At 63.5% G+C, this 12,239-nt stretch carries 11 protein-coding genes; 10 read left to right on the forward strand and 1 reads right to left on the reverse strand.

All coding sequences use genetic code 11. The features are described from left to right. Nucleotide 1 precedes the first annotated feature (1 nt). Nucleotides 2-2,410, forward strand: coding sequence for a DNA topoisomerase (ATP-hydrolyzing) subunit B (gene gyrB, locus U5S82_08470; protein ID MDZ7751683.1), 2,409 nt, complete (start codon nt 2-4; stop codon nt 2,408-2,410). Between the two features lie 315 nt (nt 2,411-2,725). On the opposite strand, the gene U5S82_08475 is transcribed toward gyrB, so the two are convergent. Further along, a complete protein-coding gene (locus U5S82_08475) occupies nt 2,726-3,205 on the reverse strand; it encodes a ComF family protein (protein ID MDZ7751684.1) in 480 nt (159 codons plus the stop codon). 272 nt (nt 3,206-3,477) lie between these two features. Between U5S82_08475 and bioB the strand changes: the two genes are divergently transcribed. The 9 genes from bioB to U5S82_08520 all read left to right on the forward strand — a co-directional run bounded on the left by bioB (nt 3,478) and on the right by U5S82_08520 (nt 12,216). After that, a complete protein-coding gene (gene bioB, locus U5S82_08480) occupies nt 3,478-4,488 on the forward strand; it encodes a biotin synthase BioB (GenBank protein ID MDZ7751685.1) in 1,011 nt (336 codons plus the stop codon). After that, nucleotides 4,485-5,663, forward strand: coding sequence for an 8-amino-7-oxononanoate synthase (gene bioF / locus U5S82_08485; protein ID MDZ7751686.1), 1,179 nt, complete (start codon nt 4,485-4,487; stop codon nt 5,661-5,663). Before bioB ends, bioF begins: the two co-directional genes overlap by 4 nt. Next, complete coding sequence (locus U5S82_08490; protein MDZ7751687.1) at nt 5,656-6,423, forward strand: alpha/beta fold hydrolase; 768 nt, start codon at nt 5,656-5,658, stop codon at nt 6,421-6,423. Before bioF ends, U5S82_08490 begins: the two co-directional genes overlap by 8 nt. Then, the gene (gene bioC, locus U5S82_08495) at nt 6,413-7,279 is read left to right on the forward strand and encodes a malonyl-ACP O-methyltransferase BioC (protein ID MDZ7751688.1); all 867 of its coding nucleotides are present in this window, start codon (nt 6,413-6,415) and stop codon (nt 7,277-7,279) included. The genes U5S82_08490 and bioC overlap by 11 nt, the downstream gene beginning before the upstream one ends. Before the next feature lie 43 nt (nt 7,280-7,322). Beyond that, the gene (gene bioD, locus U5S82_08500; GenBank protein MDZ7751689.1) at nt 7,323-8,021 is read left to right on the forward strand and encodes a dethiobiotin synthase; all 699 of its coding nucleotides are present in this window, start codon (nt 7,323-7,325) and stop codon (nt 8,019-8,021) included. 185 nt (nt 8,022-8,206) lie between these two features. After that, on the forward strand, nt 8,207-8,668 hold the full coding sequence (locus U5S82_08505) for a DUF2244 domain-containing protein (GenBank protein MDZ7751690.1): 462 nt from the start codon (nt 8,207-8,209) through the stop codon (nt 8,666-8,668). 98 nt (nt 8,669-8,766) lie between these two features. Continuing rightward, nucleotides 8,767-9,900, forward strand: coding sequence for a cytochrome c oxidase subunit II (gene coxB / locus U5S82_08510; protein MDZ7751691.1), 1,134 nt, complete (start codon nt 8,767-8,769; stop codon nt 9,898-9,900). A 21-nt stretch (nt 9,901-9,921) separates the two neighbouring features. Then, nucleotides 9,922-11,502, forward strand: a complete 1,581-nt coding sequence (gene ctaD / locus U5S82_08515; GenBank protein ID MDZ7751692.1) for a cytochrome c oxidase subunit I — start codon at nt 9,922-9,924, stop codon at nt 11,500-11,502. A gap of 171 nt (nt 11,503-11,673) precedes the next feature. Beyond that, on the forward strand, nt 11,674-12,216 hold the full coding sequence (locus U5S82_08520; protein ID MDZ7751693.1) for a cytochrome c oxidase assembly protein: 543 nt from the start codon (nt 11,674-11,676) through the stop codon (nt 12,214-12,216). Nucleotides 12,217-12,239 lie beyond the last annotated feature (23 nt).

Below are 12,239 nucleotides of genomic sequence, written 5' to 3' on the forward strand. Positions count from 1 at the left end.
CTTGTCCGAAAATACATACGACTCTCGTAACATCAAGGTCCTCAAGGGCCTCGATGCGGTCCGCAAGCGCCCAGGCATGTACATCGGTGATACCGACGATGGGACTGGGCTGCATCATATGGTCTTCGAGGTGGTAGACAATGCCATCGACGAGGCCCTTGCGGGTTATTGCGATGAGATCGAAGTCATCATCCACTCAGATGAATCGGTCACCGTCACCGACGATGGTCGCGGTATTCCCGTCGATCTGCACGAAGAGGAAGGTAAATCGGCCGCCGAGGTCATCATGACGGTGCTTCACGCGGGCGGAAAATTCGACGACAACTCCTATAAGGTCTCGGGTGGCCTCCATGGTGTGGGGGTATCCGTGGTCAATGCCCTGTCCGACAGCTTATCTCTGACCATCTATCGGAACGGCAACGAGTACGTCCAGGAATACGCGGAGGGTGAACCCCAGACCGAGTTGGCCATCCTCGGGCCAACCGAAAAAACCGGCACGGTCATACGCTTCCATCCGAGCCCGTTGACGTTCACCAACATCCATTTTCATTACGACATTCTCGCCAGCCGGTTACGGGAACTCTCGTTTCTCAATTCCGGTGTGAAAATCAAGCTCTACGACGAACGAACGGGCAAACGGGATGATTTCCAATACGAAGGAGGTATTCGGGCCTTCGTGGAACATCTGCATCGCAAGAAGACCGTTCTGCATCCCACCGTGTTCTACTTCACCACCATGAAAGGTGACATCGGCGTAGAGGTTGCGGTGCAATGGAACGACTCCTACCAGGAGAACATCTTCTGTTACACCAACAACATCCCACAGCGAGATGGGGGCACCCACATGGCGGGTTTTCGCACCGCCTTGACGCGTTCCCTCAATCAGTACATCGACAACCAGGGCCTGAGCAAGAAGAACAAGGTCACCACCACCGGCGATGATATTCGGGAAGGGCTGACCGCCGTGCTGTCCGTAAAGGTGCCCGACCCGAAATTCTCGTCCCAGACCAAGGACAAGCTGGTTTCCAGCGAGGTCAAGGCGGCGGTGGAATCCACCATGTCCCAGAAACTGGAGGAATTCCTCCTGGAGCATCCTTCCGAGGCCAAGGCCATTGCCGGCAAGGTCGTGGAGGCCGCGCGGGCCCGCGAGGCCGCCCGCAAGGCCCGGGAGATGACCCGGCGTAAGACCGCCCTCGACGTGGCCGGATTGCCCGGGAAATTGGCGGACTGCCAGGAAAAGGATCCCACCAAGTCCGAGCTTTTTCTGGTGGAGGGTGATTCAGCCGGTGGATCGGCCAAACAGGGCAGGGATCGCAAGACCCAGGCGGTGCTGCCCCTCAAGGGCAAGATCCTCAACGTGGAGAAGGCGCGATTCGATAAGATGATCTCCTCTGCAGAGGTGGGCACCCTGATTACCGCCCTGGGTTGCGGAGTAGGTAAAGAAGAGTTCGATCCGGACAAACTTCGCTATCACCGCATCATCATCATGACCGATGCCGATGTGGATGGGTCTCACATCCGCACCTTGCTCCTGACCTTCTTTTATCGCCAGATGCCCGCATTCATCGAACGTGGGCATGTCTACATCGCCTTACCGCCCCTATATAAGGTCAAGAAGGGCAAGACCGAGCGCTATGTCAAGGACGATGCGGAACTCGATGCCTATCTCATGCAACTGGCCCTCAAAAACGCCGAACTTCGGGTCAGCGCCGACAGTGATTCCATCGATCCCTCCGCCCTGGAAAATCTGTCCAGAGACTTTCTGGCCATGACCGGGACCATCAAGCGTCTGTCCAAGAATATTCCCCGCGAGATCCTCGAGGCCGTCGTCAGGTTGCCCACGGTGACACCGGATACCGTAGAGGATGACACCCTGATGGGTGAGTGGGCCGAGGGTCTGAAAGGCCTTCTGAACGAGAACCGGCGTGACCATTCGTTCTACGATATCGAAGTCATGGACCATGAGCATGGATTCGCCATCGTCGTGCGCGCGAAACTCTACGGATCCGCCTCTGAAGATGTCCTCGCCCCCGAGTTCTTCCTTTCAGCGGAATATCGCGGCCTGTCGGAGATCGGTGATCGTCTCAATAATCTGCTTCACGACGGCGCCACGGTGCGTCGCGGCGAGCATTATCGTGATGTGGCTACCTTCCAGGATGCCCTGGAATGGCTCATGGCTGATGCGAGGAAGGGCTTGTCGATTCAACGCTACAAGGGTCTCGGCGAGATGAATCCCGCGCAGTTATGGGAGACCACCCTAGATCCCGAGGTGCGCAGGATGTTGCAGGTGCGTATCGAGGACGTGGTGTCCGCCGACGAGTTATTCTCGACCCTCATGGGAGACGAGGTGGAGCCCCGGCGAGAGTTCATCGAGAGCAATGCATTGCAGGTGCTCAATCTCGACGCCTGACTCGCATGGCTGCTATCGGACTGCGGCGTGCATCGGAGTCTTCATGATGCCGAATCGGGGGATCGTACTCTTGATTCGGATGCTCATGAGAGGATCGCAGTCAACTCTCATGGCGATACGCGCCGCCCAAGATGATGAAATAAGAGCGCGTATCGCCATGTTCGTTCCCTCACCCCATCCCTGTACTCCGGGCATCCTGCCCTTCGCCTTTCGCCCTTCGTCCTGGGGGCCGCGCCAAGGCGCGTTCAAATCCGTTCCCGACGGATTTGTCCCAGAGGGAGAGGGGGAGTTCGTGCTTCGCGACTTTCACATTAATCACACCGGCGTACGCGCGCAGCTATAAGCCTCTACCCGATCCGCACCGCACGCCATCAGGGCGTCTCCGAGGGACCGGATGGTGGCACCACTGGTAATCACATCGTCTACGATGCCGATCACTCGACCCGTCAGATCCACGTCGCAGTGGAAAGCGCCCCGCACGTTGGCGTGCCTCTGGGCGCCTTGGCCGACCTCCGTCTGGGGGGCCGTATCCCTCACCCGTTGGACGCCCCGATCCTGGACCGGGATCCCCATTTCCTTTGCCAGCGCCTTCGCCAGGATATAAGCCTGGTTATAGCCCCGTTCCCGTAGCCGTCCCCGATGGAGCGGAACCGGCACGAGCATGTCCGGTGGGGCATCCAGGGTTCGTGCCATGGCGAAGGCGAACAGGCTCGCCAATACTCTGCCCTCGGGAAGACCCTGATGGAATTTGAAGGCCGTAATGAGGGCACGTACCGGGCATTCGTAGGAGAACACGCCGTATATGCGGTAAGGGTGGTGTCCGGGATAGCGCCGGCAGTGACCGCAAATCCCAGGTGCGGGGAGGGCTATCCCGCAGACCCGACATCCGGTGTGGATCCAGGGTAGATCATGGCGACAGCCGTCACACAAACCACCGCGAGCTATCGGAGCACCGCACAGCAAACAGTCCTCGCCAAAACAAATACGATCAACACTTAACCACTTGTTCATTTTATTCCTCCCTGAAAATTGACAACCCCGGGCCCGCTGGGGAAAATCGCCTTTCAATGGACCCGACCAAGGATCTGCCCCCACCCGTGATCACCACTGCCCCGGCGTTCCGCCACGACTGGCAACGGGACGAGATAGTCGCGTTGTTTCAACGGCCTTTGCTGGACCTGGTTTTCCAGGCTCAGGCCGTCCATCGCCAGCACCATCGGCCGAACCACATTCAGCTCAGTACTCTCTTGAATATCAAATCCGGGCGTTGCGGTGAAGACTGCGCCTATTGTTCCCAGAGTGTGCGTTACGAAACGGGCATCGAAGACACCCGTCTGATGGCCCCCGAGGCGGTGGTCGATGCCGCCCGCGCCGCCCAACGGGCCGGCGCATCGCGTTTCTGCATGGGCGCCGCCTGGCGCGCGCCGAAGGATCGTGACATGCCTGCCCTGCTGCGCATGGTGGGGGGCGTGCGTGCCCTGGGTATGGAAACCTGCATGACCCTCGGCATGCTCACCGACGAGCAGGTGGCCGGGCTCCGGGATGCGGGCCTCGACTATTACAACCACAATCTCGATACCTCGCCGGAGTTCTACGGTGAGGTCATCACCACGCGCACCTACCAGGATCGCCTCGCTACCCTCGAACGGGTGCGCCAGGCGGGCATCGCCGTGTGCAGCGGCGGCATCCTCGGCATGGGCGAGGATCGCCGCGACCGCGCCGGTCTGCTGCAACAACTCGCCAGCCTTTCCCCTCATCCCGAGAGCGTGCCGGTTAACATGCTGGTGGCCATCGAGGGCACTCCCCTGGAGCATGCTGCTCCTCTGGATCCCCTCGAGCTGGTGCGTACCATCGCCGTGGCCCGGGTCCTCATGCCCGCCGCCGTGGTGCGGCTGTCCGCGGGGCGCGACCATCTAAGCGACGAGGCTCAGGCCCTGTGCTTCCTGGCCGGCGCCAACTCCATTTTTTATGGGGACGAGTTGTTGACCACCGGCAACCACGGTGTCGCCGCAGACCGCGCCCTGTTCGCCAAATTGGGCCTCAGCGCCGACGAATCCACCTCACCCGCCCCGGCGTGACCGCGACCCTCGGCGTCCTGGGGACGCGCCTGGAGGCCGATCTGGCCGCACGCCGCCAGGGTCAGGGCTTTCGTAGCCGTACGGAGGCCGCAGCAGCAGCGGCCCCCTACATCCGCGTGGGAGGCAGGCAATACATCAATCTAGCCGCCAACGACTATCTCGGCCTCAGCACTCACCCCGAAGTCGTGCAGGCCCTGCGGGACGCCGCCGCCGAATACGGCGCCGGTGCCGGGGCATCACACCTGGTCACGGGTCACCGCCATCCCCATGGCGATCTCGAGCGTGCCCTGGCCGCGCTCTGCCAGGCCCCCCGGGCCCTGTTGTTCTCCACCGGCTACATGGCCAACCTGGGTCTGGTGTCGGCCCTCTGTCCGCGGAGCGGCGTGGTGCTGGAGGATCGCCTGAACCACGCCTCGCTGCTGGACGCCGCGGCCCTGTCCCAAGGTCGCCTGGTACGTTACCGCCACACCGATGCGGCAGACCTCGAGCGGCGCCTGGCCCATCACCGGGACAGGCCTTGCCTCGTGGTGAGCGACGGGGTGTTCAGCATGGATGGTGACATCACGCCGTTGCCGGACATGGTCGCGACGGCGCGCCGCCACGGTGCTACCCTCATGGTGGACGACGCCCATGGCTTCGGCGTGCTTGGCGCGCGAGGTGGCGGCACCTGCGAGCACTTCGGTTTGGAGCCGGCGGAGCGACCGATCGTGATGGGTACCCTGGGCAAGGCCTTCGGCGTATTCGGTGCCTTCGTGGCGGGTCCGGAGGTCCTCATCGAATCCCTGATCCAGCGTGCCCGAAGCTATATCTATACTACCGCCCTGCCCCCGGCCGTGGCCGCCGCCGCCCTCGCTGCCGTGGGTGTGATGCAGGCCGAACCCGAACGCCGCAGGCATCTCCACGATCTCATTCGCCACCTGCGCGCCGGCGCGCGGCGGCGCGGCTTGTCCTTCGCCGACTCGGCGACGCCCATTCAGCCCTTCATCGTGGGGGACGATGGCCGCGCCCTGGCTCTCGCCGAGGCCCTGCGCGCGGCGGGCTTCTGGGTCACCGCCATCCGTCCCCCCACGGTGCCGCGGGGCACGGCGCGGTTGCGAGTGACCTTATCGGCGGCCCTCACGACGGCGCAGGTGGATGGCTTTCTCGACGCCCTGGAGCGGACCTGTCATGCCTGAGGTGACAGACCACGGGTGCGGCAGTGTCTCCGTGGTGTTGCTGCACGGCTGGGGCCTCGGTGCCCAGATCTGGGAACCCGTGCTGCCGTACCTGGTCCGTCGTTTCAGGGTGCACGTGGTGACCCTGCCGGGCCACGGTGGCGCCCCGCCCTGGCCCGCCCAAACCGATCTCGGGGAGCAGGCCGGGTTGTTGTTGGAGCAGCTACCTGCGGGAGCCATCTGGTTGGGCTGGTCCCTCGGTGCCATGGTGGCCATCGCCGCCGCCGCGGCACGGCCCCAGGCCGTGGCCGGCCTCGGGGTGATGGCGGCCAATGCCCGCTTCGTGGCCGCTCCCGAATGGCCGGATGGGGTCGAGCCGGCGGTGTTCGAATCCTTCGCCCGCCTGCTCCATGATGCCCCAGAGGCCGCGCGGCGCCGCTTCGCGGCCCTCCTGGCCCCTGCCGCCGGAGAGCGCCGCGCCCTGGCAGCCGCCCTCGCGGTCGAGCCCGCGTGGGCCGACCGCGTCCACTGTCTCGCCCGGCCGCTGGACATCCTCGCCGGCGCCGATCTACGGGCCCAGCTCCCGCGCATCCGCTGTCCTGTGTGCTGGCTACTGGCGGAACAGGATCCGCTCGTGCCCCCGTCCGTGGCGAGCGCCCTGGGACGTGTGCGGCCTCAGTGGGAGGTGCGCCGCGTCCCCGGGGGCCACGCCTTCTTCGTCACCCGACCCACCACCGTCGCCGACACCCTCGAGCGCCTTCTGAAGCACCATGGGGACTGAGACCCAGACCATCGACAAGTCCCAGCTGCGGCGTTCCTTCCAGCGTGCCGCGGCGGACTACGATCATCATGCGCGCCTCCAGCAGGAGGTGGGTGAGCGTCTCCTGGAACGCGTGGCGGAGATCCGACTGACACCGGCCTCGGTTCTCGACGTGGGTATGGGCACGGGCCGCTGCACGGAGGTCCTGGCCCGGCGCTTCCGCAATGCCCGGGTGGCGGGTATAGACATCGCCCCCGCGATGGCCCGCCTGGCCCGGGGGCGGCGGCGCCTGCGTCTCTATCCGGCACCCCGTTACCTGGTGGCGGATATGGAGGCCCTGCCTCTGGCCGCGAGTTCGGTGGATCTGCTGTTCTCCAACCTGAGTTTCCAGTGGGCCAGCGACCTCGACATCCTCCTGGCCGAACTCTACCGCGTGGCGCGGCCAGGGACGCCCCTGTTGTTCTCCTCCTTCGGTCCGGACACCCTGAGGGAACTGCGTGGCGCCTGGGCTGCCGTGGACCCGGGGGTGCACGTCAATCGCTTCCTCGATATGCACGATGTAGCCGATGCCATGATGAAGGCCGGATTCACGGACGTGGTGACGGACGTCGACCGCCTGGTCGAGCATCATCCTGACGTGATGTCCGTCATGCGGGGCCTCAAGGCCATCGGCGCCCATAACGTCGATGCCCGCCGGCGTCGCGCCCTCACGGGCCGCCGCCGGCTGGAGGGCGTGCTGACGGCCTACGAGGCCCACCGCAGCGATGCCGGCCTGCCCGTGACCTACGAGGTGGTATACGGACTCGGCTGGGTGGTCGAGCCGACCCCGGTGATGGTGCCCATGACCGCCTTTTCCCCGCCGCGGTCCCGGGTGTGATGGACGGTTGCCGGATCCCGAGGCGCGGAAGGACCGACGCGCGGTGACAGATTCCGCGCCGATATCCGCCGCGCCGGGTCATTTCATTACCGGCACCGACACCGAGGTGGGCAAGACTCTGGTGTGTTGCGCCCTGTTGCAGCGCCTGCGCGAGGCCGGTCGGCCGGCCGTGGCCATGAAGCCGGTGGCGGCCGGGTCCGCCCTGTTCGATGGCCGGCGCGGCAACGAGGATGCGGTCGCCCTGCGGCGGCTGGTGACTCCGGCGCCGCCCTACGAGCGTATCAATCCCTATCTCTTCGATCCTCCCATCGCCCCCCATATCGCCGCCGAACGCCTTGGGATCGTGATCGATCCCGGCGTGATCGAGGGCCATTACCGCTATCTCCGGCGTCATTATTCACCCGTGCTGGTGGAAGGCGCGGGGGGCTGGCTGGTCCCCCTGGGCCCCGGTCTCACCATGGCCGACCTGGCCCGGCGCCTGGGCCTGCCGGTGATCCTGGTGGTGGCCATACGCCTTGGCTGTATCAATCATGCCTTGTTGACGGTGGAGTCCATCGCGGCCCATGGATTGTCCCTGGCGGGTTGGGTGGCAACCTTTCCCAGACCCTACGAGGGGGTGGGTAGCGACATCGTGGCCAGTCTCGAGACCCGCATACCGGCGCCCCTGCTCGCGGTGCTTCCCCATGACCCCGACATGACGGTGGCCAGGGCCGCCGCGCACTTCGAAGACATCGGGTGGTGACCACGAAACCGGCCCCATCCCAACGCGCGAAGGATCCGAATTCAGGGTGGTATTTATGGATGCCATCCAAAAAAGATCTTATTGCCACCTCGAGTGACGGTTGGGTATAGTCTCGTCCCTGATCCAGATCAAGAATATAAGATAATACTTAAAGCCTTTTGGAGAATCCGGCTGTGGTGACGAGTGTGCGGGAAAATTCGGGTGCCCTCAGCCACATCATCGTGCGCCCCAATCAGTCCCTGACCTGGGCCCAGATGAAAGGGGTCTTCATGGCGGTGGCGGCCGTATCCATCACCGTCGGCCTGGGCTTCACCGCCATGGGCTACTGGCCGGTACTGCCCTTCGCCGGGCTGGAGCTCCTGACCCTCGGCTATTGTTTCTACGGCTGCGCGCGACGCAGTGAGATCCGCGAAGTGATTACCGTGGATGCTGGCACCGTCACCGTGGAGCGTGGCAGAAAGGCGCCCGAGAGGCGCTGGCAGTTCCAGCGTCATTGGACGTCGGTGAAACTGATGAGCCCGGCCGCGGCCTGGCATCCGAGCCGCCTGGAGCTGCGGGAGAAGGGGACCCGCGTGGAAGTCGGCGGTTTTCTCACGGAATCCGAGCGCCGTCAGTTGGCGGACGAGCTGATTTACGCCATTAATTAAGAATCGCCAGGTTGAAGCGGTAGCTTGAGGCCCGCGGTTCCAAAGCAGTCACCGACGCATTTACTTTTACGAGATAACAACAGGAGGCCATTTCAGCCATGGCGATAAACAGACTCGCGAACGCCCTGAGAACGCTGGGCGTATTAACGGGGTCCCTGGCGGCGAATACTGCTTTCGCCGGCTGGGGAGAACTCAACATGACCCGTGGCGTGACCCCCATCAGCCAGCAGCAATACGACCTCCACATGATCGTGTTCTGGATCTGCGTGGCCATCGGCGTGGTGGTGTTCGGCGCCATCGTGTATTCGGTCATCAATCACCGTCGCTCCCAGGGTGCCGAGGCGGCCCAGTTCCACGAGAACACCACCGTCGAGGTGCTGTGGACCGTGGTGCCCATCGTCATCCTGGTGGCCGTGGCCGTACCCGCCACCAGTACCCTGTTGTCCCTGGAGGACACCTCGGATGCCGACATGACGGTGCAGATCACCGGTTACCAGTGGAAGTGGAAATACGACTACCTCGGCGAGGACCTGAGCTTCTTCAGCAACCTCTCACAGGAGAGCAGGGACGGCATCAAGGCAGACCCCTACGCGGTGGAGAACTATCTGCTGGATGTGGACAAGCCCCTGGTGCTGCCGATCAAGAAGAAGGTGCGCTTCGTCATGACCTCCGCCGACGTCATCCACGCGTGGTGGGTGCCCGATCTGGGCGTCAAGCAGGACACCATCCCCGGCTTCATCAACGATTCCTGGGCCTATATAGAGGAGCCCGGCGTCTATCGCGGCCAGTGCGCGGAGTTGTGCGGCAAGGACCACGGCTTCATGCCCATCGTGGTCATCGCCAAGGCCGAACCCGAATACAACCAGTGGGTGGCCGATCAGAAGGCCGCCGCCGTCGCCGCCGCCGCGTCGGCCGACCGCGAATGGACCAGGCAGGAGCTGATGGCCAAGGGCGAGGAGGTCTACAATTCGGCGTGCGCCTCCTGCCACCAGGCCAATGGCCAGGGTATCCCCGGCGTATTCCCCGGCATGGTGGGCAGCGCCATCACCACCGGGCCGGTGGAGGACCACATCGACATCGTGGTGAACGGCAAGCCCGGCACCGCCATGCAGGCCTTCGGTGAGCAGCTCACCGCCGCCGAGGTCGCCGCCGTAGTGACCTACGAGCGTAATGCCTGGGGCATCGATACCGGCGACGTCGTCCAACCCACCGCCATTGCCGCGAACAAGTAATCAAACCTGGAGGTCTCACCCATGAGTATTGAAGCCACCGCTCACGCCGAAGAGCATCATGGTGCCCCCAAGGGCATTACCCGCTGGCTGTTTTCCACCAACCACAAGGACATCGGCACGATGTACCTGTGGTTTGCCTTTACCATGTTCCTCATCGGCGGCGCCATGGCCATGGTCATCCGCGCCGAGCTGTTCGCCCCCGGCCTCCAGGTGGTGGACCCGCAGTTCTTCAACATGATGACCACCATGCACGGCCTCATCATGGTGTTCGGGGCAATCATGCCGGCCTTCGTGGGCCTGGCCAACTGGATGATCCCGCTGATGATCGGCGCCCCTGATATGGCCCTGCCGCGCATGAACAACTGGAGCTTCTGGATCCTGCCGGTGGCTGGCACCATGCTGGTCTCCACCATCTTCATGGAGGGCGGCGGCCCGGCCTTCGGCTGGACCTTCTACGCCCCCCTGTCCACCACCTTCGCCCCCGCGAGCACGGACTTTTTCATCTTTTCCGTCCACCTGCTCGGCTTCTCCTCCATCATGGGGGCCATCAACGTCATCGTCACCGTCCTCAACATGCGCGCGCCGGGCATGACCCTGATGAAGATGCCCATGTTCGTGTGGACCTGGCTCATCACCGCCTTTCTGCTCATCGCGGTGATGCCTGTGCTCGCCGGCGCCGTGACCATGATGCTGACGGATCGCCACTTCGGCACCTCGTTCTTCAGCGCCGCCGGCGGCGGTGACCCCGTGATGTTCCAGCATATTTTCTGGTTCTTCGGGCATCCCGAGGTATACATCATGATCCTCCCCGCCTTCGGGGTGATCTCCCATATCATCCCCACCTTCTCGCGCAAGCCCCTGTTCGGCTACAGCTCGATGGTGTATGCGACGGCCTCCATCGCCTTCCTGTCCTTCATCGTGTGGGCCCACCACATGTTCACGGTGGGCATGCCGGTGGCCGGCGAACTCTACTTCATGTATGCTACCATCATGATCGCCGTGCCCACCGGGGTGAAGGTGTTCAACTGGGTGGCCACCATGTGGAAGGGCTCCCTGTCCTTCGAGATCCCCATGCTGTGGGCCCTGGCCTTCGTCATCCTGTTCACCATCGGTGGCTTCTCGGGCCTTATGCTGGGCGTCGCCCCGGTGGACACCCAGTACCACGACACCTATTTCGTGGTGGCCCACTTCCACTATGTGCTGGTGACCGGTGCCCTGTTCTCCATCATCGCCGGCGTCTACTTCTGGCTGCCCAAGTGGACCGGCCACATGTACAACCTCAAGCTGGCCACCTTCCACTTCTGGTGGTCGGTCGTGTGGGTGAACGTGCTGTTCTTCCCCCAGCATTTCGTGGGCCTCGCGGGCATGCCCCGGCGTATTCCGGATTATGCCACCCAGTTCGCGGACTGGAACATGATATCCAGCATCGGCGGCTTCGCCTTCGGCATCGGGCAGCTGCTGTTCCTGTATATCGTGGTGTCCACCATCCGGGGCGGCGAGAAGGCCACCACGGAGGTGTGGGACGGCACCAGGGGCCTGGAATGGACCGTGCCCTCGCCGGCGCCCTTCCACACCTTTGCCACGGCTCCGGAAGTCAAGTAGCAGCCTGTGACCCGGCCCGGCACAGTCCTGGCCGGGCCGGCGCGAGGCCCTTATGGCAAAACGAGATGACCGTCACTCCAGTCAGAGACCGCGGCTGTTGCTCGTCGCCGTGTTGTTCGCCATCGCCATCGCTTTCTACGTGGCCGCTTTTTTCGTGATATCCAAATGACCATGGATCCTTCCATTTTGGCGCGTAAGAACCGCCGTACCGTGCGCAAGCTCGCGCTGGTCGGTGTCGCCATGTTCGGCTTCGGTTTCCTGCTGGTGCCGCTCTACGACGTCTTCTGTGACATCACGGGCCTCAACGGCAAGACGGGTCGCCTGGAGGCCGCAGAGGCCGGGGTGGGCATCGATGAGCAGCGGAAGGTGACGGTGGAATTCATCGCCAACGTGCGCGATGGCATGGGCTGGGACTTCAAACCCCAGGTAACCTCCATGGAGGTGCACCCCGGGGCGTTGATGACCACGAGTTTCGTGGCCGTCAACAACCAGCCCCATGGCGTCACGGGTCATGCGGTGCCCAGCGTGGCGCCGGGTCGGGCGTCCAGGTATTTCAACAAGACGGAGTGTTTCTGTTTCTCCGAACAGTATCTGGCGTCCGGTGAATCCAAGGACATGCCGGTGAAGTTCATCGTCGATACCGATCTGCCGCGCGACGTGAAGCGGCTGACCCTGTCCTACACCTTCTTCAGCTCGGGAGATGAACCCGGGTGACGTACCCGGGGTTACCGATACCC

Source organism: Gammaproteobacteria bacterium, from assembly GCA_034522055.1.
In the GTDB taxonomy this organism is placed as follows: Bacteria; Pseudomonadota; Gammaproteobacteria; order JAABTG01; family JAABTG01; genus JAABTG01.

Coding starts and splice junctions, on each gene's coding strand:
- bioB (MDZ7751685.1), top strand. CDS start 3,478: ATGGACCCGACCAAGGATCTGCCCCCACCCGTGATCACCACTGCCCCG.
- ctaD (MDZ7751692.1), top strand. CDS start 9,922: ATGAGTATTGAAGCCACCGCTCACGCCGAAGAGCATCATGGTGCCCCC.
- U5S82_08490 (MDZ7751687.1), top strand. CDS start 5,656: ATGCCTGAGGTGACAGACCACGGGTGCGGCAGTGTCTCCGTGGTGTTG.
- U5S82_08520 (MDZ7751693.1), top strand. CDS start 11,674: ATGGATCCTTCCATTTTGGCGCGTAAGAACCGCCGTACCGTGCGCAAG.
- coxB (MDZ7751691.1), top strand. CDS start 8,767: ATGGCGATAAACAGACTCGCGAACGCCCTGAGAACGCTGGGCGTATTA.
- bioC (MDZ7751688.1), top strand. CDS start 6,413: ATGGGGACTGAGACCCAGACCATCGACAAGTCCCAGCTGCGGCGTTCC.